The following is a 22,034-nucleotide window of genomic DNA, read 5'->3' as shown; positions in this document are numbered from 1 at the left end:
ACCGAATGACCGCACCTGAACCCACGCCCTCCGTCCCTGACACCTCCTCCGGCCTGGCCGATCTGCGCGTGCAGATCGACTCGCTCGATCAGCAGCTTCTCGACCTCCTGAACCGGCGCGCCCGCGTCGCCGAACAGGTTGGCGAGGTCAAGAAGCGCGAAGGCACGCCCTTCTTCCGCCCCGATCGGGTCGCGCAGGTGATCGAGAAGATGCAGAACAGCAACGCCGGCCCGCTGAAGGCGCTGCACGTCGCGGCCATCTGGCGCGAGATCATGTCGGCCTGCCTGGCCCTCGAATCGCCGCAGCGCGTCGCCGTGCTGGGCCCCGAGGGCACCTTCTGCGAACAGGCCGCGGTCGAGTACTTCGGCGGCGCCGCCGACCTGGTGTATTGCGCCAGCTTCGACGAGGTCTTCCATGCCACGGCGGCCGGCAGCGCGCAGTACGGCGTGGTCGGCGTCGAGAACTCCACCGAAGGCGTGGTCACCCGATCGCTCGACCTGTTCCTGCATTCGCCCACCCACGTGGTCGGCGAGGTCAGCCTGCTGGTGCGCCATCACCTGCTGCGCTCGAGCAATTCGCTCGAAGGCGTCGAGGCCGTGCTGGCCCATCCGCAGGCGCTGGCGCAGTGCCAGACCTGGCTCGCGAAGCACCTGCCGAACGCGGAGCGGCGTGCCGTCTCCAGCAACGCCGAAGGCGCCCGGCTGGCGGCCGGCAATCCGGCCTGGGCCGCGCTCGCCAGCGAGCGCGCGGCGACCCGCTTCGGGCTGCACATCGTCGCCCACGCGATCCAGGACGACTCCTACAACCGCACCCGTTTCGCCATCATCTGCCTGCCCCAGACGCTCGCGATGCCGCCGGCCTCGGGCCGCGATTGCACCAGCCTGGTGGTGTCGGTGCCGAACCAGCCCGGCGCGGTCCACGACCTGCTGATGCCGCTGAAGACCAACAACGTCTCGATGACCCGCTTCGAATCGCGCCCCGCGCGCACCGGCCAGTGGGAGTACTACTTCTACATCGACCTCGACGGGCATCCTTCGCAGCCCAACGTCGCCGCCGCGCTCGTCGAACTGCGCAAGCTGTGCGCGTTCTACAAGGTTCTCGGCGCCTACCCCATCACTGCCTGAGGCCACCGGACGATGTTCGAACAGTTGGGTCTGATCGGCTGCGGATTGATGGGCGGCTCGTTCGCGCTGGCGCTCAAGCGCGCCAAGCTGGTCAAGCGGGTGGTGGGCTACAGCAAGTCGCCCTCCACCACCGAACGCGCCCGGCAGCTCGGCGTGATCGACGTCGCGGCGCCCTCGGCGCTGCTCGCGATGTCGGGCGCGGACCTGGTGCTGATCGCGGTCCCCGTGGGTGCTTCCGAACAGACCTTCAAGGCCATCCGCCACGGCATCACGGAGCAGATGCTGGTGATGGACGTCGGCTCGACCAAGGGCGATGTCATCGAGGCCGCGCGACGCGGGCTGCAAGACCAGATCGGCGCCTTCGTCCCCGCGCATCCGATCGCCGGCAAGGAAGTGGCGGGCGTGGAGCATGCGGATGCCGGCCTCTACACCGGACGCCAGGTGGTGCTGACGCCGATCAAGGCCACCCTGCGCTCCAACGTCCAGCGCGCCACGCAGGTCTGGACCAGCATCGGCGCCAAGGTGGTGACGATGACGCCTGAGGCGCACGACAGCGCCTTCGCCGCCGTCAGCCACCTGCCCCACCTGCTGGCCTTCGCGTTCACCAATGCGATCGCCGCCAACCCGCAAGGCGGGCGCTTTCTGGAACTGGCCGGCCCGGGTTTCCGCGACTTCACGCGCATCGCGGCTGCCGACCCGACCATGTGGCGCGACGTGCTGCTGGCCAATCGCGACCAGGTGCTGCTGCAATCGCGCGCCTTTCGCGATGCATTGGCCGAGCTCGAAGCACTGATGAGCGCGGGCAACGCACAGGCGCTCGAAGATGCGATCGCAGCCGCCAGCCGGGTGCGGGCCCAATGGCAGCCAGGCGCCGCCGCTTCGCCCGACTGAGACGACACCCCTCCCCAGGCCTGCCCACCTCGGCTGACATGTTCTCAACACCTTTCCTCGACATTCCGCCGCTGGCGGCGGCGGCCGGCACGGTTCGCCTGCCGGGCTCCAAGAGCATCTCCAACCGCGTGCTGCTGCTGGCCGCGCTGGCCAGCGGCACGACCACCGTGCACGACCTGCTCGACTCGGATGACACGCGGGTCATGCTCGACGCGCTGGCGGCACTGGGTTGCGGCATCGAGCGGGCCGGCGACAAGCTGCGCATCGAAGGCCTCGGCGGAAAGCTGCGCACGCCCTCGGCCTCCCTGTTCCTCGGCAATGCGGGCACCGCGATGCGACCGCTGACCGCCGCACTCTCGCTGCTCGGCGGCGAGTTCGAGCTGCGCGGCGTGCCGCGGATGCACGAGCGGCCGATCGGCGACCTGGTCGACGCGCTGACGCAGCTCGGCTGCCGCATCGACTACCTCGGCAACCCGGGCTTCCCGCCGCTGCGGATTCACCCGGTCGCGCTCGATGCGCTCCAGCTCGACGGCCCGATCCGCGTGCGCGGCGACGTCTCGAGCCAGTTCCTGACCGCCCTGCTGTTGGCGCTGCCACTGGCGTCCAATGCACCGGCCCCCACGCTCCCCGCTGCGCGTGGTTCGCTGCCCCCCGAGGGGGCTGTCCCGCCTGGGGGCGGCCAGGCGGCGGGACGCGACATCGTGATCGACGTGGTCGGCGAACTGATCTCCAAGCCCTACATCGAGATCACGCTGAACCTGCTCGCGCGCTTCGGCATTGCGGTGCAGCGCCAAGGCTGGCAGCGCTTCACGATTCCGGCCGGCAGCCGCTACAGCTCGCCCGGCGACATCCACGTCGAAGCCGATGCCTCGTCGGCCAGCTACTTCATTGCGCTGGGCGCCATCGCCAACGGCGCGGGCATCCGGATCGAAGGCGTCGGCGCCGACTCGATCCAGGGCGACATCCGCTTCATCGATGCCGCGCGGCAGATGGGCGCGCACATCGACAGCGGGCCGAACTGGCTCGCGATCTCGCGCGCGGCCTGGCCCCTGAAGGCGATCGACCTCGACGCCAACCACATTCCCGATGCCGCCATGACCCTGGCCGTGATGGCGCTCTACGCCGACGGCCCGAGCACGCTGCGCAACATCGCGAGTTGGCGCGTGAAGGAAACCGACCGCATCGACGCCATGGCCAACGAATTGCGCAAGCTCGGCGCCACGGTCGAGGACGGGCCGGACTTCATCCGCGTCCATCCGCTGGCGGCGGCAGACTGGCGGGCGGCCAGCATCAAGACCTACGACGACCACCGCGTGGCGATGTGCTTTTCGCTGGCGGCCTTCAATCCGGCCGGCGTCGGCGTGCGGATCCTGGAGCCGCACTGCGTTGCCAAGACCTTCCCGGACTATTTCGAGACCTTGTTCTCGGTGGCCGAGGCCGCCGAGGTGCCGGTGATCTGCATCGACGGCCCGACCGCGTCCGGCAAGGGCACGCTGACGGTCGAGGTCGCACTGCGGCTCGGCTACCACTACCTCGACTCGGGCACGCTGTACCGCGTGACGGGGCTCGCGATGCGGCGCGAGGGCCTCGACGCGCTGCCCGAGCACGAGACGCACATCGCCGAGCTGGCACGCGCGCTGCCCCTGGTCTTCAGCGAGGGCAAGGTGCTGCTGGCCGGCGAGGACGTGAGCGACGCGGTCCGCACCGAAGCCGCCGGCATGGACGCCTCCCGCGTGTCGGCGCTGCCGGCCGTGCGCGCCGCCCTGCTGGCACTGCAACGCAGCTTCCGGCGCCTTCCCGGCCTGGTGGCCGATGGTCGCGACATGGGCACGGTGATATTCCCCGACGCCGATCTCAAGATCTATCTCACGGCGAGCGCCGGCCAGCGCGCCGAGCGGCGCCATAAGCAGTTGATTTCAAAGGGTATTTCAACTACAATAGCCAGCCTTCGCGCCGACCTGGAAGCGCGCGACCGGCGGGATTCGTCCCGCAAGGTGGCGCCACTCAAGCCGGCGCCTGATGCCCGCCTCCTGGACAACTCCTTGCTTTCGGTCGAGCAATCGATCGAACAGGTGCTGCACTGGTGGCAGGAAGTACAGCCTTTCAAGTCTTCTTGATCGGCATTTCGATCCAGCAGGTCCCCGCCGCGCGACAGCGCACCGGCCTGCTGGTTGTTCAACCCTAACCGGGCCCCAAAGCCCACACAACCGCCGTCTCCAGACCCAAGCCAGTCGCAATCGTGCTGCTGCAAACCCTGCGTGACGGAAGGAAAAACACATGTCTGAATCTTTTGCCGACCTATTCGAAGAATCCCTGAAGCGTTCGGAGATGCGCACCGGTGAGGTCATCACCGCCGAAGTCGTGCGCGTCGAACACAACCACGTCGTGGTCAACGCAGGCCTCAAGTCCGAAGCCTACGTGCCGATCGAAGAGTTCAAGAACGACAAGGGCGAGCTCGAAGTCCAGGCCGGCGATTTCGTTTCGGTTGCCATCGGCAGCGTCGAAAACGGCTACGGCGACACCATCCTCTCGCGCGACACCGCCAAGCGTCTGGCTTCGTGGCTCGCGCTCGAGAAGGCCCTCGAATCCGGCGACTTCGTCACCGGCACCACGAGCGGCAAGGTCAAGGGCGGCCTCACGGTGCTGGTCAACGGCATCCGCGCCTTCCTGCCGGGTTCGCTGATCGACACGCGTCCGATCAAGGACCTGACCCCGTACGAGAACAAGACCCTCGAATTCAAGGTCATCAAGCTCGACCGCAAGCGCAACAACGTGGTGCTCTCGCGCCGCGCCGTGGTCGAAGCCAGCATGGGCGAAGAACGCGCCAAGCTGATGGAAACCCTGAAGGAAGGCGCAGTCGTGCGCGGCGTCGTCAAGAACATCACCGAATACGGTGCGTTCGTCGACCTCGGCGGCATCGACGGTCTGCTGCACATCACCGACATGGCATGGCGCCGCGTCCGCCATCCGAGCGAAGTGGTGCAGGCCGGCCAGGAAATCACCGCCAAGATCCTCAAGTTCGACACCGAGAAGAACCGTGTCTCGCTGGGTCTGAAGCAAATGGGCGACGACCCGTGGATGGGCGTTTCGCGCCGCTACCCGCAATCGACCCGCCTGTTCGGCAAGGTCACGAACATCGCCGACTACGGCGCGTTCGTCGAGCTCGAACCCGGCATCGAAGGCCTGGTGCACGTCTCCGAAATGGACTGGACCAACAAGAACATCGCTCCGAACAAGATCGTCTCGCTGGGCGACGAAGTCGAAGTCATGGTTCTGGAAATCGACGAAGACAAGCGCCGCATCAGCCTCGGCATGAAGCAGTGCAAGGCCAACCCGTGGCAGGAATTCGCGCAAAACACCAAGCGCGGCGACCGCGTCAAGGGCCCGATCAAGTCGATCACCGACTTCGGCGTGTTCGTGGGTCTGGCTGCCGGCATCGACGGCCTGGTTCACCTGTCCGACCTCTCGTGGAACGAGCCCGGCGAAACCGCCGTGCGCAACTACAAGAAGGGCCAGGAAGTCGAAGCGATCGTGCTGGCCGTGGATGTCGACCGCGAACGCATCTCGCTGGGCATCAAGCAGCTCGACAGCGATCCGTTCACCACCTTCACGACCGTGAACGACAAGGGCCAGATCGTGACCGGCAAGGTCAAGACCGTGGACGCCCGCGGCGCTGAAATCGACCTCGGCGAAGACATCATCGGCTACCTGCGCGCCAGCGAAATCTCCCGCGACCGCGTGGAAGATGCACGCAACGTGCTCAAGGAAGGCGACGAAGTCACGGCCGTGGTGGTCAATGTGGATCGCAAGACCCGCAACATCCAGCTGTCGATCAAGCAGAAGGACATGGTCGACGAGCAAGGCGCCATGGCCAGCCTGAGCCAGCAGTCGGCACGCGAGAACGCGGGCACGACCAGCCTGGGCGCCCTGCTGCGCGCCAAGCTGGACAACAGCGACAAGTAAGCTGCGTCCGGGGACAGAGCTGGCGCCCGGCGCCGCTCTGTCCTTTTTTTTCGTCCTACATTTCTCTTTGCCATGACCCGCTCCGATCTTGTCGAGGAACTCGCAGCCCGCTTCGCGCAGCTGACGCACCGCGATGCCGAATACGCCGTCAAGACCATCCTGGACGCGATGGGCGATGCGCTGGTGCGCGGGCATCGCATCGAGATCCGCGGCTTCGGCAGCTTCACGGTCAACCGGCGCCCGCCACGCATCGGGCGCAATCCGCGTTCGGGCGAGAGCGTGCAGATCCCCGAGAAGCGCGTGCCGCACTTCAAGCCGGGCAAGGCCCTGCGCGAAGCGGTCGATGCGCGCACGGCGTTGCTCGACGCAGAGAAGCAGAAACACGGCTGACGATCCAGCCGACATAGAATTCCCCGGCCAACGGGGACCCGCATGAAATATCTCCTGTGGCTGCTCAAGGCAGCCATTTTTTTTACCCTCTTCGCCTTCGCGCTGAACAACCAGCACGACGCCACCGTCTACTTCTTCTTCGGCACCTCGTGGCGCGCGCCGCTGGTGCTGGTGGTGCTGGCCGCCTTCGCGGGCGGCCTCGTGGTGGGTGCGCTCGGCATGCTGCCGGGCTGGTGGAAGCACCGCAGCGCGGCGGCGCAACTGCCCGCGGCCCCGGTCCCTCCCGTGACCGCCTCCGCCGCCCCGGCGCCGCCCGCGGCCACCACCGACCTGCCCGCCGTGCGTCAACATGGACTTTGACTTCAGCTGGTTGCTGCTCGGCCTGCCGATCGCCTTCGTGCTCGGCTGGCTGGCTTCGCGCTTCGACCTGAGGCAGCTCAGGATCGAGAACCGCCAGGCCCCCAAGGCCTACTTTCGCGGCCTCAACTTCCTGCTCAACGAGCAGCAGGACCAGGCCATCGACGCCTTCATCGAGGCGGTGCAGAACGACCCCGATACGCAGGAGCTGCACTTTGCGCTCGGCAACCTTTTTCGGCGCCGCGGCGAATACCAGCGCGCGGTGCGCGTGCACGAGCATCTGCTGGGCCGGGGCGACCTGAGCCGCGCCGACCGCGACCGCGCACAGCACGCGCTGTCGCAGGACTTCCTGCGCGCCGGATTGCTCGACCGCGCCGAAGCCGCGCTGCAGAAGCTCGAAGGGACACGCTACGAGAACGAGGCCCGGCTGTCGCTGCTGGCGATCTACGAACGCTCGCGCGAATGGGCGCAGGCCAAAGACGTCGCCCAGAAGCTCGACGAATCCGAGCAAGCCAGCTACAGCACGCGGCGTGCCCACCACCTGTGCGAACAGGCGGCCGAGCGCGTGGCCGGCGGCGACCCGGACGCCGCGGCGCGGCTGCTGCAGCAGGCCGTGGTGCTGGCGCCGGAGGCGCCGCGCCCGGCGATCGACACCGCTACGCTGCAACTGCGCAAGGGCGACGCGGCGGCGGCTTTCGACACGCTGGCGGCACTGAGTGAGACCGCCCCGCTGGCGCTCCCGCTGTATGCGGCGGCCATGCAACAGGCCGCGGTCGCGTCGCAGCGCTCGGGCGAGGCGCTCGCGCTGCTGCAGCGCCGCTATATCGCATCGCCCTCGATCGACGTGCTCGAGGCGATCATCGCGCTCGGCGGCACGCCGGCATTGCCCGAGGACGCCTCGTCGGACGACGCGGCGACCTCGCCCGAGCCGCGCGACGGCTACATCGCCCATCTGGCGCACCACCCCTCGCTGGTGGCGGCGTCGCGCTGGCTGGCGGGCGAACGCTTCGAGAACGAACAGTTCCACCCGCAGGTGCAGCGCTCGCTCGACCAGGCGACCCGGCCGCTGATGCGCTACCGCTGTGCGGCCTGCGGCTTCGAGGCCCACCAGTACTTCTGGCATTGCCCGGGCTGCCAGGCCTGGGACAGCTACCCGCCGCGGCGCGTCGAGGAACTTTGAATCTTCCGCCGGCGGCGCTTCGTCGCTATCATCTTCCGCGCCGGGCGCACTCGGCGCGCGGTGGGGCGTTTCGGCGCTTCTCACACCATGTCAGGGAGAGAAAAAATGATGAAGAAGATCGTGGCCGTTGCGGCCATGTTGTTTGCGGTCGCCTCCTGGGCGGCGGTCGATGCCAACAAGGCGACCGATGCGGAGCTCGATGGCGTCAAGGGCGTGGGTCCGGCGCTCTCCAAGCGCATCATCGAAGCGCGCAAGGAGGCGCCGTTCAAGGACTGGCCGGACTTCATGACCCGGGTCAAGGGCGTGAAGGAGAAGGCGGCGGCCAAGCTGTCGGCCGAGGGCCTGACGGTGAACGGCCAGGCTTTCGGTGCAGCGCCGGCGCCGGCGCCGGTTGCCACGAGCGAGCTCAAGGCCGAGCCGAAGAAGGCCGCCACCGGGGCAGCCAAGGCGGCTTCCAAGCCGTGATCGCACGCACGGCGCACGAGCGCCGTTGCTGAACCAAAGCCGCCCCAGGGCGGCTTTTTCATGGCCGCGTTCTTCCGGCGCGGCGCCGCTGATGGCAGGGAAATGCCCGAGCAGTGGCCCGATATTTGCACGTATGCTGCCCGTCGCCTGTTCCACTTTCGCACGTTCCGGAGAGCCCATGAATCACAAGTTCGGTATCGCACTCGCTGGCCTCACCCTCTGCGCAGCGACCTTCGCGCAGACCAAGTGGGACCTGCCCACGGCATACCCCGCCACCAATTTCCACACCGAGAACATCACGCAGTTCGCCGGTGACGTCGACAAGGCCAGCGGCGGCAAGTTCAAGATCACGGTGCATCCCAACGCGGCCCTGTTCAAGGCGCCGGAGATCAAGCGCGCGGTGCAGGGCGGCCAGGCGCAGATGGGCGAGATCCTGCTCGTCAACTACCAGAACGAGTGGCAGATGTTCGGTGCCGACGGCATTCCCTTCCTGGCCGACAGCTACGACGCCGCCTGGAAGCTCTACCAGGCCCAGAAGCCGGTGCTCGAGAAAAAGCTGGCCGAGCAGGGCATGACGCTGCTCTATGCGGTGGCCTGGCCGCCTCAAGGCATCTTCGTGAAGAAGGAGATCGCCTCGGCCGCCGACCTCAAGGGGGTGAAGTGGCGCGCCTACAGCCCCGCCACCGCGCGCATCGGCGAGCTCGTCGGCGCCCAGCCCGTGACGGTGCAGCAGGCAGAGCTGTCGCAGGCCATGGCCACCGGCGTGATCGAGTCCTACATGTCCTCCGGCTCGACCGGGTACGACACCAAGACCTACGAATACATCAAGAACTTCTACGATACCCAGGCCTGGCTGCCCAAGAACGCGGTGCTGGTCAACAAGAAGGCCTTCGACGCCCTGGACAAGCCCTCGCAGGAAGCGCTGCTCAAGGCCGGTGCCGAAGCCGAGAAGCGCGGCTGGGAGGTGTCGAAGAAGAAGAACCTCGAGTACCTCGACCTGCTGAAGAAGAACGGCATGACCATCCACGCCCCCTCGGCCCAGCTCAAGTCCGACATGAAGAAGGTCGGCGACACCATGATCAAGGAATGGATCGAGAAAGCCGGACCCGAAGGACAGACCGTGATCGACGCCTACAAGAAGATGTAGGGACGAAAGTCCGGCCAGCGATGCGCAAGACACTCGATTTCCTCTACGACAGCGCCGCCGCCCTGGCGGCGCTTTTCATGGTCGGCCTGCTGGTGATGGTGCTGCTGTCGATCATCGGACGGCAACTGCACTTCAACATCCCCGGCATCGACGCCTATGCCGGCTACCTGATGGCCGGCACCGGCTTCCTGGCGCTGGCCCACACGCTCAAGCGCGGCGAGCACATCCGCGTCACCCTGATTGTCTCGCGGCTGAATCCGGCCGGCCGCCGCTGGCTGGAGCGCTGGGCCTGCGGCGCCGCCGCGCTGCTGGCGGCGCTGTTCGCCTTCTACAGCGTGCGGCTGGCCTGGCAATCTCATGGCTACAACGACATCTCCACCGGCAACGATGCGACGCCGCTGTGGCTGCCGCAACTGAGCATGGCCCTCGGCGCGGTGGTGTTCGCGATCGCCACCGTCGACGAATTCTTCGTCGAATGGTACGGACGGCCGCTGCAGATGAACGCCGAGGCGCTGCGCCATGAGTGACATCGCGGTTGCCGGCCTGCTGATTCTCTCGCTGTTCCTGATCCTGGGCAGCGGCGTCTGGATCGGGCTCACGCTCTCGGGTGTCGCCTGGATCGGCATGCAGCTGTTCTCCGCCCGCCCGGCCGGCGACGCGATGGCGGTCACGATCTGGGGCTCGGCCTCGGGCTGGACGCTGACAGCGCTGCCGCTGTTCCTCTGGATGGGCGAGATCCTGTTCCGCACCAAGCTGTCGCAGGACATGTTCAGGGGGCTCGCGCCCTGGATGCAGAGCCTGCCCGGGCGGCTGCTCCACACCAACGTGGCCGGCTGCGCCGTGTTCGCCGCGGTGTCGGGCTCGAGCGCCGCCACTTGCGCGACCATCGGCAAGATGACGCTGCCCGAGCTCAAGCGGCGCGGCTATCCGGACGACATGGTGATCGGCACCCTGGCCGGCGCGGGCACGCTGGGCCTGCTGATCCCGCCCTCGATCATCATGATCGTCTACGGCGTGAGCGCCGACGTCTCGATCGCCCGGCTCTTCATCGCCGGCGTGGTACCGGGCATCATGCTGGCCGTGCTGTTCTCGGGCTACATCGCCGTCTGGGCCCTGCTGCATCCGGACCGGGTGCCGCCGGCCGATCCGCCGATGCCGTTCATCGAGAAGCTGCGCGCCTCGCTGAGCCTGATCCCGGTCGCGCTGCTGATCCTCTCGGTGCTGGGCTCGATCTACGCCGGCATCGCCACCGCCACCGAGGCCGCCGCCGTGGGCGTGGTCGGCGCGCTGGTCATCTCGGCGCTGCAGGGCTCGCTCGACTGGGGCACCTTCAAGGAATCGCTGCTGGGCGCGACACGGCTCTATTGCATGATGGCGCTGATCCTCGCCGGCGCCGCCTTCCTGACGCTTTCGATGGGCTACATCGGGCTGCCGCGGCACCTGGCCGAATGGATCGGCTCGCTCGGGCTGTCGAAGTTCCAGCTCATCATGATGCTGGCCCTGTTCTACATCGTGCTCGGCTGCTTCCTGGACGGCATCTCGATGGTGGTGCTGACGATGGGCGTGATCATGCCAACCGTGACGGCCGCGGGCATCGACCCGGTGTGGTTCGGCATCTTCATCGTGCTGGTGGTGGAGATGGCGCAGATCACGCCGCCGGTGGGCTTCAACCTGTTCGTGCTGCAGGGCATGACCGGCCGTGACCTGATCTACATCGCGCGCGTCACGCTGCCGATGTTCTTCCTGATGGTGGCGGCGGTGCTGATCATCTATTTCGTGCCGCAGGTCGTGACCTGGTTGCCGCAGCAGATGGCGCCGTGAGAGCATTGCGCCCCACATGCCTCTTTACATCATCGCCATTTGTGCCGGCGCCTCCATCGGCGCCCTCAGCCGCTGGGGCCTCAACAACTGGCTGTCGGCGCCCGGGTCGCTGCCCTGGGGCACGCTGGCGGCGAACCTGGTCGGCGGCTACCTGATCGGTATCGCGGTCGCGGTGTTCCAGGCCATGCCGCAACTCGACCCGGTCTGGCGGCTGGCGCTGATCACCGGCTTCCTGGGTGGGCTCACCACCTTCTCGAGCTTCTCGGCCGAGGTCGTCGCCATGCTGATGCACGACCGCCTCGCGCTCGCGCTGGGCACCGCCGCGGTGCACGTGGCCGGCTCGCTGGTCCTCACCTGGCTCGGCATCCGCACGGCGCAGCAGTTCATCGCCTGATCCGGGGATGGGCCGCGGGGTCGGTCGATAGAATCGACCGCAATGCCCCTTGTTGCCCTCGTTGCACTCCCCTTCATCGCCAGCGTGCTCGCCGCACTGCTGCCATCGAACGCGCGCAACCGGGAGTCGACACTGGCGGGCCTGGTCGCGCTGGGCTGCGCAGTGCAGGTCGGGTGGCTGTTTCCGAGCATTTCCAACGGCAACGTGATCCGCCAGCAGGTCGAGTGGCTGCCCGCGCTCGGCCTCGACCTGTCGTTCCGCATGGACGGCTTCGCCTGGCTCTTCTGCATGCTGGTGCTGGGCATCGGCGCGCTGGTGGTGCTCTATGCGCGCTACTACATGTCGGCCTCGGACCCGGTGCCGCGCTTCTTCTCGTTCCTCCTCGCCTTCATGGGCGCGATGATGGGCGTGGTGCTGTCGGGCAACCTGATCCAGATGGTGATGTTCTGGGAGCTCACCAGCCTGTTCTCCTTCCTGCTGATCGGCTACTGGCACCACCGGCGCGATGCGCGGCGCGGCGCCAGCATGGCGCTCACCGTGACCGCCGCCGGCGGCCTGTGCCTGCTGGCCGGCGTGCTGCTGCTGGGCCGCATCGTCGGCAGCTACGACCTCGACGTGGTGCTGGCCTCGGGCGACCTGATCCGCGCCAGCACGCTCTATCCGGTGGTGCTGGTGCTGGTGCTGCTCGGCGCCTTCACCAAGAGCGCACAGTTCCCGTTCCACTTCTGGCTGCCGCGCGCCATGGCGGCGCCGACACCGGTCTCGGCCTACCTGCACTCGGCCACCATGGTGAAGCTCGGCGTGTTCCTGCTGGCGCGGCTGTGGCCGGTGCTCTCGGGCACCGAGCAGTGGTTCTGGCTGGTGGGCGGCGCCGGCGCGATCACGCTGCTGCTCGGCGGCTACATCGCGATGTTCCAGCGCGACCTCAAGGCGCTGCTGGCCTATTCGACCATTTCCCACCTCGGGCTGATCACGCTGCTGCTCGGCCTCAACAGCCCGCTGGCAGCGGTCGCGGCGGTGTTCCACATCATGAACCACGCGACCTTCAAGGCCTCGCTGTTCATGGCGGCAGGCATCATCGACCACGAGACCGGCACCCGCGACATCCGCAAGCTCAGCGGCCTGCTGAAAGTGATGCCGATCACCGGCACGCTGGCGATCATCGCCAGCGCGTCAATGGCCGGCGTGCCGCTGCTCAACGGCTTCCTGTCGAAGGAGATGTTCTTCGCCGAGACCGTCTTCATCCAGTCGACGCCCTGGGTCGACAAGAGCCTGCCGGTCATCGCCACGCTGGCGGGCATCTTCAGCGTCGCCTATTCGGCGCGCTTCGTCTTCGACGTCTTCTACGGCCCGCCCTGCGGACCCGACGTACCGAAGCAGCCCCATGAACCGCCGCACTGGATGCGCGTGCCGGTGGAGCTGCTGGTGCTGGTCTGCCTGGTGGTCGGGGTGGCGCCGGCCTGGTCGGTGGGCGCCTTCCTCGCCGCGGCGGCCACGCCGGTGGTGGGCGGCGAGCTGCCCGCCTACAGCCTGGCGCTGTGGCACGGCTTCAACCTGCCCTTGCTGATGAGCTTCATCGCGCTGGCGGGCGGTGCCCTGCTCTATCTGATGCACCGACGCGGCCGCCGCCGCGGCGCCCTCGAGTACACGCCGCTGCTGCACGGTCTCGATGGCCAGCGCGTCTTCGAGAACGTGATGGCCCGGCTCAGCGAGGCCGGCCGCCGAAGCCGGCGCCTGCTCGGCACGCGCCGGCTGCAGACGCAGCTGATGCTGCTGGTCGCGGTCGCAGTGGCCGGCGCCGGCGCCGCGCTCTGGATCACGCCGGTGGCCCGCGGCGCACGCGCGCCGCTGCCGTTCTCGCCGATGTTCGCGATGACCTGGCTGATCGGCGCGGTCTGTGCGCTGAGCGCGGCCTGGCAGGCCAAGTTCCACCGGCTCGCCTCGCTGATGCTGGCCTCGGGTGCGGGGCTGGTGTGCTGCATCACCTACATCTGGTTCTCGGCGCCCGACCTGGCGCTCACGCAACTGGTGGTGGAAGCAGTGACCACCGTGCTGATCCTGCTCGGCCTGCGCTGGCTGCCGATGCGCGATGCGCAGGCCGATCGCTATCGCCACGGCCTGCGGCCGCTGGCGCGACGCGGGCGCGACCTGGGGCTGTCCATCGCGGCCGGCGCCGGCCTCGCCGCGCTGGCCTGGACCGTGATGACCCGCAATTTCCCGCAGAGCATTTCTCCCTTCTTCCTCGACCATGCACTGACCGACGGCGGCGGCAGCAACGTGGTCAACGTGATGCTGGTCGACTTCCGCGGCTTCGACACCTTGGGCGAGATCACCGTGCTGGGCGTGGTGGCGCTGACGGTCTACGCGCTGTTGCGCCGCTTCCGTCCGGCGCCCGAATCGATGGCGCTGCCGATCCAGCAGCGCCTGCAGCCGGACGACGGCAGCAGCGACCTGATCAACCCGCGCCGGGCCAAGGACACCGCGGTCGGCTACCTGATGGTGCCGGCCGTCCTGGTGCGGCTGCTGCTGCCGCTGTCGGTGCTGGTGTCGGTCTATTTCTTCATGCGAGGCCACAACCAGCCGGGCGGCGGCTTCGTCGCCGGGCTCGTGATGTCGGTGGCGCTGGTGCTGCAGTTCATCGTCTCGGGCACCGAATGGGTCGAGGAACACCTGCGCATCTACCCGCGGCGCTGGATCGCGGCCGGCTTGTTGCTGGCGCTGGCCACTGGCGGCGGCGCCATGGCGCTGGGCTACCCCTTCCTCACCACCCACACCGCGCACCTGCACCTGCCGCTGCTGGGCGAGGTGCACGTGCCGAGCGCGCTGTTCTTCGACATGGGCGTGTTCTCGCTGGTGCTCGGAGCAACCATGCTGATCCTGACCGCCCTCGCCCACCAATCGATCCGCAGCCATCGCTGGGTCGACGAACAGGAAGAGAAGGAAGCCGCGCGCGTCGCGGCCGAAGCGGAGGCCGCCGCCTGATGGAAATCGTGCTCGCCATCGCCATCGGCATCCTGGCCGGCTCGGGTGTCTACCTGCTGCTGCGCCCGCGCACCTTCCAGGTCATCATGGGCCTGACCCTGATCTCCTATGCGGTCAACCTCTTCATCTTCAGCATGGGCCGGCTCAAGGTCGACAGCGAACCGGTGCTGACGCCGGGCGTGCGCGCCACGCTCGCCAACACCGCCGACCCGATGCCGCAGGCGTTGGTGCTGACCGCGATCGTGATCGGCTTCGCGATGACCGCGCTGTTCCTGGTCGTGCTGCTGGCCTCGCGCGGCCTCACGGGCACCGACCACGTGGACGGCGAGGAACGCCGGGAGCCGCAGGAATGAACGAGCTGTTCGCCTTCCTCGACCGCCTGCTCGACTTCAGCATGCCGCACCTGATCGCGGTGCCGATCCTGGTACCGATGCTCACCGCCGCCCTGATGCTGCTGCTCGGCGAGCAGCGCCGCCGCACCAAGTCGGCGCTCAGCGTGGTCTCGGGCCTGATCGGACTGCTGGCCGCGCTGGCGCTGCTGCGCTGGGTCAACGCGCCCGACACCGGCGGCGGGCCCGGCTCGATCGGCGTCTACCTGCCGGGCAACTGGCGCGCGCCCTTCGGCATCGTGCTGGTGGCCGACCGGCTGTCGACGATGATGGTCGCGCTGACCGGCGTGGTGGCCTTCGCCGCCTCGATCTACTCCACCTCGCGCTGGGACCGCGCCGGGGTTCACTTCCACCCGCTGCTGCAGCTGCAGCTCATGGGCCTCAACGGCGCCTTCCTGACCGGCGACCTGTTCAACCTGTTCGTCTTCTTCGAGGTGATGCTGGCCGCCTCCTACGGCCTGCTGCTGCACGGCTCCGGCCGGCTCCGGGTGCAGGCCGGACTGCACTACGTGGCGATCAACCTCGCGGCCTCGTCGCTGTTCCTGGTCGGCGCCGCGCTGCTCTACGGCGTGACCGGCACGCTCAACATGGCCGACCTCGGCGTGCGCATCGCGCAGATCGCGCCGGCCGACCGCGGACTGGTGCATGCCGCCGCCGCCATCCTGGCCACCGCCTTCTTCGCCAAGGCCGGGGCCTGGCCGCTCAACTTCTGGCTGGTGCCGGCCTACAGCGCCGCGGTGTCGCCGGTGGGCGCGGTGTTCTCGCTCCTGACCAAGCTCGGCATCTACACGCTGCTGCGCCTGTGGACCCTGCTGTTCGCGCCCGACACCGGCGCCTCGGCCCAGTTCGGCCAGGGCGTGCTGGTGGTGATCGGGCTCGCAACGCTGTTCGTCGGCGCGCTCGGCATCGTCGGCACGCAGCGGCTGTCGAACCTCGCGGGCTTCAGCGTGCTGATCTCGGCCGGCACCCTGCTGGCTGCGATCGGCTTCGGCCAGCCGGCCGTCTGGGCCGGTGCGCTCTATTACCTGCTGAGCTCGACGCTGGCGGCCAGCGCCTTCTTTCTGCTGATCGACATGGTCGAGCGCTGGCGCAACGCCGGCTTGAGCGTCGCGCCGCACGAAGCGGCCGGCGGCGCCCCCTTCCTGTCGGAGGACCTCCAGAGGCTCGACGACGTGAACCTCGACGACGATGCCCAGGCGCTCTACGGCCGTGCCATCCCGGCCGGCGTGGTCTTCCTCGGCCTCAGCTTCGTCGGCTGCACGGTGCTRCTGGCGGGCCTGCCGCCGCTGTCGGGCTTCGTGGGCAAGTTCGCGATGCTCTCGGGACTGCTCGACGCCGGTCATGTCACTTCGGCGGCCTGGACCTTCATGACGCTGCTGCTGGTGTCGGGCTTCCTGTCGCTGCTCGCGCTGGGCCGCACCGGCATCCGTCATTTCTGGACCCAGGCCCACGCGACCATGCCCGCGCTGCCCGCGCTCGAGGTGCTGCCGGTCGCCGCGCTGCTGGGGACCTGCCTTGCGCTCACACTCGCCGCCGGCCCGGTGATGCTGCATGCCGCCGCCACCGCCGAGGGCCTGCTCAGGCCGACCGCCTATCGAAACGCCGTGCTCGGCGCGATCCAGGTCCCCAATCCGGTCGCCCCTGCTGCGAAAGCCGCCAAATGATGAAGCGCTGGCTGCCCTCCCCGTCGCTGTCGCTGGCCCTGTTCGTGGTCTGGCTGCTGCTGAACCAGTCGCTGGATGCAGCCACGCTGCTGCTGGCGGCGATCCTCGCGCTGGCGGTGCCGGTGCTGACCCAGTCGCTGCGCCCTGCCAGGGTCCGGATGCGCCGCCCCGCGGTGGCGCTGCGCCTCTGCGGTGTGGTCACCTACGACCTGGTCCATTCGGCGCTGACGGTGGCGCGCCTGCTGCTGACCCGGCGCAACGACCAGATGGCGCCGCGCTTCGTGCGCGTGCCGCTCGAAGTGCGCGATCCCAACGCGCTGGCGGTGCTCGCGATGATCATCTGCCTGACGCCCGGCACCGCCTGGGGCGAGATCTCCCTCGACCGCTCGACCCTGCTGATCCACGTGTTCGACCTCGACGACGTGCCGGCCTTCGTCGCGATGGTCAAGGCGCGCTACGAACGGCCGCTGATGGAGATCTTCGAATCATGACGCCCGTCCTCCTGTGGGCGCTCAAGCTCGCGCTGCTGCTGCTGGCGGTGGCCATGCTGTGCGCGCTCTACCGCCTGCTGATCGGCCCCACCGCGCAGGACCGCGTGATGGCCCTCGACTGCCTCTACATCAACGGCATGCTGATGATGCTGGTGCTCGGCATCGTCTATGCCAGCAACGTCTACTTCGAGGCCGCGATGCTGATCGCGCTGTTCGGCTTCGTCGGCTCGACTGCGATCGCCAAGTTCCTTCTTCGCGGCGAGGTGATCGAATGAGCGCCGCGCGTGGAGGATGGAATGACTGAAGCCCTGCCGCTGTGGGCGGAGATACTCACCGCGGTGTTCGCGGTGGTCGGCGCCGCCTTCGCCGCCATCGGCTCGTTCGGGCTGGTGCGCGTGCCCACCTTCTTCCGCCGCATCCATACGCCGACACTCGGTGCGACCCTGGGCGTGTGGTGCATGACGCTGGCGACCATCATCTACTTCTCGGTGCAGGGACACAGCCTGTTCCTGCACGCCGTGCTGATCGCGCTCTTCGTCGCGCTGACGGCACCGGTCACGACCATTTTCCTCATGCGTGCGGCACTGTTCCGCGAGCGGCAGAAGAAAGGCGACGTTCCGCCGGAGTGAAGCAGCTCCCCCCCAGGTTGCCCGCACTTCGTGTCGGGCGCCCACCCCCTACCGGGGGCGCAGTCAGCGGCCCGGCGAAGCCGGTTCCGCGACTGCCCACGAACCGGCGCGCTGCGCGCGGCCGTAGGACAACCACTGCGCCGTTTGCTTCGACCGGCGCAGCCAGGGCCGTTGGTGAAGCACCGCGGACTGGCTTTGCCAGGCGCGCACGAGCGCCACGGCTTTGCCACCCCAACGCCAACTCCATGATCATGGTGCCGTCGGCACCAGCAAGACGCACGTCTTCGAGGCGAGAGCCCGAACGAGCCCGGTTCGGAAATGCCAAGTCGGAGGAGATCTGCAGCATGGTTGTTGTACGTGGTGCGCCATGGCGGCAGTAGGCGATCTGGATCTGAACCCATGCCGCCGATCTTGACCTCGGCCGGCATGAACGCTCCGTGAAGCGCAGCGTGACTTACATCGAGCATGGTTCGACCGCCTATCGCTTGTAGCTGAGGTGACCCTCCTCGCGGTTTCGCCCGCGAGTCTGCGTCACCTTGGCCAAGAGATTTTTCTCAGTTGCACAGCGGAATCGTCCCATCTTCAACCAGTGCCGCTACCGCCGCGATCACCCCGGGGATGATGGGCAGGCTACCGCCCTGCAGTCAGCGAAAGCATCGCGGCTCGCTCAAAGCAACGACCGAGCAAGAACCAGAATTTACGACAAGAGACCAATGACAGTCTTCAACCTCGGCACAGGTCGAGCGAGCACGCTCAAAGTTCAGAGCGCAGCCATTCCGGTTTCGATGGGCCAGCCCGCGCTTGAGCCCATACGCCTTTCGGGCCACGAGGGCATGAACCGCCTGTTCGAATACGAACTACTGCTCCAGACGCCCGATGCGTTGAATTTGGTCGCCAGCGAAGCCGCCGACTTCGACCTCGACGCCTTCATCGGCCTCGACATCAGTTGCTCGATCGACCTGGATGGCTCGGGCGAGTTCCGCCCCGGCACGGTCGGCCGCAGCATGGACCACATCGGTGCGGGCACGCGTCAGATCAACGCCCTCATCACCAAGGCCGTCATGCTGGGCGAGGAAGGCCGGCACATCCAGTACGCGCTGACGCTGCGCCCCTGGCTTCACCTGACGACACTCAGCACCAATTCCAAGATCTACCAGAACAAGACAGTCGTCCAGATCCTCGATGAAATGCTGGCGGACTATAGCTATCCCGTCCACAAGATCCTGTACGACACCTACCCGGTGCGCGACTACCAGACCCAGTTCAACGAGACCAACTTCGAGTTCTTCGAGCGCCTGTGTCAAGAGTGGGGAATCAGCTACCACTTCGAACATTCGGAGGGCAAGCATCGCCTCGTGCTGAGCGATGCGATGGGCGCGTACGCAAAGAATCCCAGCGAGGCCTACCATGAAGTCGAATACCACGCCCCCGGCTGGAAGGTCGACGCCGAGTATGTGCACAGCTTCATGCCGGAGAACCGCCTCACCAGCGGGCGCTACGCCACGCGCGACTACGACTACACCCGCCCCAGGGCAGACCTGAGCGCCAGCCGACGGGACCCGAGGCCGACCGGACAGGCCGACAGCGAGGTCTACCAGTGGCACGCCGATGCGGGCGGCAGCCACTACGCGCAGCCGAAAGCGGGCACCGCCGAGGCGAACGACCCCCGGGAGGAAGGCAGCCACCTCGCCCTGCTGCGCATGGAGGCGCTGCGTACCCATGGCGCGCGTGCACAGGGCCGCGGCAATCTCAGAGGCATGGTGCCCGGCTGCACATTTCGGCTGCAGCGGCACCCACGTGACAAGGCGAACGCCGAGTACCTGATTCTCGACACCCACTTCCTGATCCAGGACGTGGCGCAGAACAGCCAGTCCCAGAATGCGGAGCCAGGACACAAGGCGGGCTGGAGGGTCGAGGTCGAGTTCACGGCGCATCCCGTGAAGGAGCCGCTGCGCCCGGCGCTGACCCAGCCCAAGCCGCGCCCGGGACCGCAGACCGCGCGCGTCGTCGGGCCCGCCGGCCAGAACATCTGGACCGATTCGCTTGGGCGCATCAAGGTGCAGTTTCCATGGGACCGCATGGGCGAGAACGACCAGCGCAGCAGTTGTTGGGTGCGGGTGAGTTCACCATGGGCGGGCAATCAGCTCGGCGCAATGCACCTGCCGCGCATCGGGCAAGAGGTGCTGATCGAATACGTCAACAACGATGCCGACCTGCCGGTCTGCACCGCCCGGCTGCACAACCAGGTCAACATGCCGCCCTGGTCGTTGCCGGACCAGGCCGCGTTGTCGGGCTACCGCAGCCGCGAGTTGACGCACGAAGGCGGCAACAGCGCCATGGGGCGCTCGAACCACCTGATCCTCGACGACACCATCGGCGAGATCCAGGTCCAGGCGAAGTGCGACCACCAGAGCAGTTCGCTCAGCCTCGGACGCATCGTGCGAATCGACGACAACGCAGGCAGGAAGGATGCGCGCGGCGAGGGCCTCGAGCTGCGCACCGACGGTCACGCCGCCTTCCGCTCGATGATGGGCACGCTGATCACGACCTATGGCCGTGAACGCGCGCAGGCCCATGTGAAGGACATGGGCGAAGCCGTGCACCGCTTCACCCAGGCGCGCGACCAGCACGAGACGCTGGCCTCGCTCGCGCAGCAGCATGACGTGCAGGATGCGAAGAAGGACCAGGAGACGGTCAGCGAGCAACTCAAGGCGTTGAACGACGAGATCAAGGGAGGCACGGCGGGGCCAGGAGAGTTCCCGGAACTCACTCGTCCCCACCTCGTCCTGGCCAGCGCGGCCGCCATTGCGGCGACGGCTGCGGACAACCTGCACCTGGCATCGGGTGCGCACCTTGCCGCCACGAGCGGCGGCCACACCAGCGTCAGCAGTGGCAAGAGCCTTCTTGCGAGCGCGATGGACGCGATCCGCCTCTTTGCCTACAACACCGGCATTCGCATTTTTGCGGCCAAGGGCGCGGTGCAGGTGCAGGCCCAGGACGACATGATCGAGCTGGTTGCAAAGAAGGCGATCGAACTCATCAGCTCCACCGACTGGATCAGGCTCAAGGCGAAGAAGGGCATCTCGTTTGAAGCCGCGGAGAGCGCATTCCAGATCGACGCCAAGGGCTTTCAGTTCTTCACGCCCGCCGCGCACCACGTCTGGGCTGGCGACCATCAGACCTTCGGTCCCAAGTCGCTGACCCCGCTGTTGCCCGAGTTGCCGACCAGCGTCTGCATCCCCTGCCTGCTCAAGGCGGCCCGCAGCGGCAGCGCCATCGCCAAGATCTGAGGCACGACGATGAACGGGTATTGCCTGATGGATGGTGCCATGGTCTACGGCATGGTCAGCCGATCGAAGATTTTTGCCGACAAGAAGTCACCGTGGTTGGCCCCTCTGCTGGCCCATGACGATCTGCGTCTGGCGGGACCTTTTCTGGTGGCCTACGAGATGTTCGAAAAGGACTCTCCGGAGTGRCAGGAATTTTTGCGCGCGGTGAACGCATTCCCATACCCGATCCACACCTCCGAGATTCAAAGCGAACTGAGGCTCCAGGACTTGGCAAAGCACATGCGCCAGTTCGCGTCCTTTCGTGACAGCGACGGCGACACCTACGGTCTGCGCATCGCGGACGGCCGGGTGCTCGCCTATCTCCCACAGGTGCTCACTCAGGAGCAGTGGGACGCCTTGACGGCGCCAATGGTCTCCTGGACGGCAAAAGACCGCCGGAATGAGGCGGTCACGCTGCCGCTGAGCGAAACCCGCCTCGGCAACACCGGCCTGCCCGATGCGATCCAGCTCAGCGAGGAGCAGATTGCCAAGCTGATTCAGGCGGGCGAGCCCGATGCGCTGCTTGCCCATCTGGAGCTCGACCCGCCTCGCATCGAGGCCAAGTACCTGCAATGGCATTACGACACGGCGAACTATTGCGTGACGCTCTGGCGGCGGCACGAGGCGCAGAGGGGCGAAGGCGCACGCCGGGGCATGTTGTGGGACTTTGCTCGACGAGTCTTCGCGAGCAACGGCGCCTGGCTCAAGGACGACGTTCGCGTCAGGCAAGAGCTTCGCGCAGCAGCTGCGTCAGCGCATTGACGCCCGCGCGCCGACATGGCGGGGATCGGCATCAACACGGACATACAAGGAGACGT

General features: G+C 67.4%; 20 protein-coding genes. All 20 read left to right on the top strand.

From position 1 onward, the window contains the following. The first annotated feature begins 5 nt into the window (after nucleotides 1-5). The 20 genes from pheA (at nucleotide 6) to AC1D2O_RS16870 (ending at nucleotide 21,978) form a co-directional block, all read left to right on the top strand. On the top strand, nucleotides 6-1,124 hold the full coding sequence (gene pheA / locus AC1D2O_RS16965; RefSeq protein ID WP_478088150.1) for a prephenate dehydratase: 1,119 nt from the start codon (nucleotides 6-8) through the stop codon (nucleotides 1,122-1,124). Between the two features lie 12 nt (nucleotides 1,125-1,136). Further along, entirely contained in the window at nucleotides 1,137-2,015 is an 879-nt protein-coding gene (locus AC1D2O_RS16960; RefSeq protein ID WP_478088152.1) for a prephenate dehydrogenase, read from the top strand. Between the two features lie 38 nt (nucleotides 2,016-2,053). Further along, a complete protein-coding gene (locus AC1D2O_RS16955) occupies nucleotides 2,054-4,132 on the top strand; it encodes a bifunctional 3-phosphoshikimate 1-carboxyvinyltransferase/cytidylate kinase (protein WP_478157551.1) in 2,079 nt (692 codons plus the stop codon). A gap of 160 nt (nucleotides 4,133-4,292) precedes the next feature. After that, nucleotides 4,293-5,978 (top strand): 30S ribosomal protein S1, encoded by a 1,686-nt coding sequence (rpsA, locus tag AC1D2O_RS16950; protein WP_478157550.1) that lies wholly within the window; start codon nucleotides 4,293-4,295, stop codon nucleotides 5,976-5,978. A gap of 72 nt (nucleotides 5,979-6,050) precedes the next feature. Beyond that, the gene (locus AC1D2O_RS16945) at nucleotides 6,051-6,368 is read left to right on the top strand and encodes an integration host factor subunit beta (protein ID WP_478088158.1); all 318 of its coding nucleotides are present in this window, start codon (nucleotides 6,051-6,053) and stop codon (nucleotides 6,366-6,368) included. A 42-nt stretch (nucleotides 6,369-6,410) separates the two neighbouring features. Beyond that, nucleotides 6,411-6,728 carry a LapA family protein gene (locus AC1D2O_RS16940; RefSeq protein WP_478088160.1) on the top strand — a complete coding sequence of 106 codons (318 nt, stop codon included), beginning with the start codon at nucleotides 6,411-6,413 and terminating at the stop codon, nucleotides 6,726-6,728. Beyond that, complete coding sequence (gene lapB / locus AC1D2O_RS16935; RefSeq protein ID WP_478088162.1) at nucleotides 6,718-7,905, top strand: lipopolysaccharide assembly protein LapB; 1,188 nt, start codon at nucleotides 6,718-6,720, stop codon at nucleotides 7,903-7,905. Before AC1D2O_RS16940 ends, lapB begins: the two co-directional genes overlap by 11 nt. 105 nt (nucleotides 7,906-8,010) lie before the next feature. Further along, on the top strand, nucleotides 8,011-8,370 hold the full coding sequence (locus AC1D2O_RS16930; protein WP_478088164.1) for a ComEA family DNA-binding protein: 360 nt from the start codon (nucleotides 8,011-8,013) through the stop codon (nucleotides 8,368-8,370). A gap of 178 nt (nucleotides 8,371-8,548) precedes the next feature. Continuing rightward, nucleotides 8,549-9,517: a TRAP transporter substrate-binding protein gene (locus tag AC1D2O_RS16925; protein ID WP_478088166.1), complete on the top strand. Its 969-nt coding sequence runs from the start codon at nucleotides 8,549-8,551 to the stop codon at nucleotides 9,515-9,517. Nucleotides 9,518-9,537: 20 nt separating this feature from the next. After that, on the top strand, nucleotides 9,538-10,044 hold the full coding sequence (locus AC1D2O_RS16920) for a TRAP transporter small permease (protein WP_478157548.1): 507 nt from the start codon (nucleotides 9,538-9,540) through the stop codon (nucleotides 10,042-10,044). Further along, nucleotides 10,037-11,338, top strand: a complete 1,302-nt coding sequence (locus tag AC1D2O_RS16915) for a TRAP transporter large permease (RefSeq protein WP_478088170.1) — start codon at nucleotides 10,037-10,039, stop codon at nucleotides 11,336-11,338. The genes AC1D2O_RS16920 and AC1D2O_RS16915 overlap by 8 nt, the downstream gene beginning before the upstream one ends. A gap of 16 nt (nucleotides 11,339-11,354) precedes the next feature. After that, nucleotides 11,355-11,732 carry a fluoride efflux transporter CrcB gene (gene crcB, locus AC1D2O_RS16910; protein ID WP_478088172.1) on the top strand — a complete coding sequence of 126 codons (378 nt, stop codon included), beginning with the start codon at nucleotides 11,355-11,357 and terminating at the stop codon, nucleotides 11,730-11,732. Between the two features lie 42 nt (nucleotides 11,733-11,774). Beyond that, nucleotides 11,775-14,714 carry a monovalent cation/H+ antiporter subunit A gene (locus tag AC1D2O_RS16905; protein WP_478157546.1) on the top strand — a complete coding sequence of 980 codons (2,940 nt, stop codon included), beginning with the start codon at nucleotides 11,775-11,777 and terminating at the stop codon, nucleotides 14,712-14,714. Then, nucleotides 14,714-15,067: a Na+/H+ antiporter subunit C gene (locus tag AC1D2O_RS16900; protein ID WP_478088177.1), complete on the top strand. Its 354-nt coding sequence runs from the start codon at nucleotides 14,714-14,716 to the stop codon at nucleotides 15,065-15,067. The genes AC1D2O_RS16905 and AC1D2O_RS16900 overlap by 1 nt, the downstream gene beginning before the upstream one ends. Further along, nucleotides 15,064-16,767, top strand: a complete 1,704-nt coding sequence (locus AC1D2O_RS16895) for a monovalent cation/H+ antiporter subunit D (protein ID WP_478157544.1) — start codon at nucleotides 15,064-15,066, stop codon at nucleotides 16,765-16,767. Before AC1D2O_RS16900 ends, AC1D2O_RS16895 begins: the two co-directional genes overlap by 4 nt. Then, nucleotides 16,767-17,258 (top strand): Na+/H+ antiporter subunit E, encoded by a 492-nt coding sequence (locus AC1D2O_RS16890; protein ID WP_478092980.1) that lies wholly within the window; start codon nucleotides 16,767-16,769, stop codon nucleotides 17,256-17,258. The genes AC1D2O_RS16895 and AC1D2O_RS16890 overlap by 1 nt, the downstream gene beginning before the upstream one ends. Continuing rightward, nucleotides 17,255-17,533, top strand: coding sequence for a K+/H+ antiporter subunit F (locus AC1D2O_RS16885; RefSeq protein WP_478092978.1), 279 nt, complete (start codon nucleotides 17,255-17,257; stop codon nucleotides 17,531-17,533). The genes AC1D2O_RS16890 and AC1D2O_RS16885 overlap by 4 nt, the downstream gene beginning before the upstream one ends. A 21-nt stretch (nucleotides 17,534-17,554) precedes the next feature. Then, nucleotides 17,555-17,887, top strand: a complete 333-nt coding sequence (mnhG, locus tag AC1D2O_RS16880; RefSeq protein WP_478092976.1) for a monovalent cation/H(+) antiporter subunit G — start codon at nucleotides 17,555-17,557, stop codon at nucleotides 17,885-17,887. Nucleotides 17,888-18,600: 713 nt separating this feature from the next. After that, nucleotides 18,601-21,177 (top strand): type VI secretion system Vgr family protein, encoded by a 2,577-nt coding sequence (locus AC1D2O_RS16875; RefSeq protein ID WP_478157542.1) that lies wholly within the window; start codon nucleotides 18,601-18,603, stop codon nucleotides 21,175-21,177. Between the two features lie 9 nt (nucleotides 21,178-21,186). Then, the gene (locus AC1D2O_RS16870; protein WP_478157541.1) at nucleotides 21,187-21,978 is read left to right on the top strand and encodes a DUF4123 domain-containing protein; all 792 of its coding nucleotides are present in this window, start codon (nucleotides 21,187-21,189) and stop codon (nucleotides 21,976-21,978) included. Nucleotides 21,979-22,034 lie beyond the last annotated feature (56 nt).

It is taken from the genome of Variovorax sp. P1_G12, assembly GCF_056405555.1.
Note: the sequence above shows the minus strand (reverse complement) of the source record. Positions and strands in the feature narration are given on the sequence as shown.

Excerpts from the sequence above, each read along its gene's own strand:
- pheA (WP_478088150.1), top strand. The coding sequence starts at position 6 with ATGACCGCACCTGAACCCACGCCCTCCGTCCCTGACACCTCCTCCGGC.
- AC1D2O_RS16960 (WP_478088152.1), top strand. The coding sequence starts at position 1,137 with ATGTTCGAACAGTTGGGTCTGATCGGCTGCGGATTGATGGGCGGCTCG.
- AC1D2O_RS16955 (WP_478157551.1), top strand. The coding sequence starts at position 2,054 with ATGTTCTCAACACCTTTCCTCGACATTCCGCCGCTGGCGGCGGCGGCC.
- rpsA (WP_478157550.1), top strand. The coding sequence starts at position 4,293 with ATGTCTGAATCTTTTGCCGACCTATTCGAAGAATCCCTGAAGCGTTCG.
- AC1D2O_RS16945 (WP_478088158.1), top strand. The coding sequence starts at position 6,051 with ATGACCCGCTCCGATCTTGTCGAGGAACTCGCAGCCCGCTTCGCGCAG.
- AC1D2O_RS16940 (WP_478088160.1), top strand. The coding sequence starts at position 6,411 with ATGAAATATCTCCTGTGGCTGCTCAAGGCAGCCATTTTTTTTACCCTC.
- lapB (WP_478088162.1), top strand. The coding sequence starts at position 6,718 with ATGGACTTTGACTTCAGCTGGTTGCTGCTCGGCCTGCCGATCGCCTTC.
- AC1D2O_RS16930 (WP_478088164.1), top strand. The coding sequence starts at position 8,011 with ATGATGAAGAAGATCGTGGCCGTTGCGGCCATGTTGTTTGCGGTCGCC.
- AC1D2O_RS16925 (WP_478088166.1), top strand. The coding sequence starts at position 8,549 with ATGAATCACAAGTTCGGTATCGCACTCGCTGGCCTCACCCTCTGCGCA.
- AC1D2O_RS16920 (WP_478157548.1), top strand. The coding sequence starts at position 9,538 with ATGCGCAAGACACTCGATTTCCTCTACGACAGCGCCGCCGCCCTGGCG.
- AC1D2O_RS16915 (WP_478088170.1), top strand. The coding sequence starts at position 10,037 with ATGAGTGACATCGCGGTTGCCGGCCTGCTGATTCTCTCGCTGTTCCTG.
- crcB (WP_478088172.1), top strand. The coding sequence starts at position 11,355 with ATGCCTCTTTACATCATCGCCATTTGTGCCGGCGCCTCCATCGGCGCC.
- AC1D2O_RS16905 (WP_478157546.1), top strand. The coding sequence starts at position 11,775 with ATGCCCCTTGTTGCCCTCGTTGCACTCCCCTTCATCGCCAGCGTGCTC.
- AC1D2O_RS16900 (WP_478088177.1), top strand. The coding sequence starts at position 14,714 with ATGGAAATCGTGCTCGCCATCGCCATCGGCATCCTGGCCGGCTCGGGT.
- AC1D2O_RS16890 (WP_478092980.1), top strand. The coding sequence starts at position 16,767 with ATGAAGCGCTGGCTGCCCTCCCCGTCGCTGTCGCTGGCCCTGTTCGTG.
- AC1D2O_RS16885 (WP_478092978.1), top strand. The coding sequence starts at position 17,255 with ATGACGCCCGTCCTCCTGTGGGCGCTCAAGCTCGCGCTGCTGCTGCTG.
- mnhG (WP_478092976.1), top strand. The coding sequence starts at position 17,555 with ATGACTGAAGCCCTGCCGCTGTGGGCGGAGATACTCACCGCGGTGTTC.
- AC1D2O_RS16875 (WP_478157542.1), top strand. The coding sequence starts at position 18,601 with ATGACAGTCTTCAACCTCGGCACAGGTCGAGCGAGCACGCTCAAAGTT.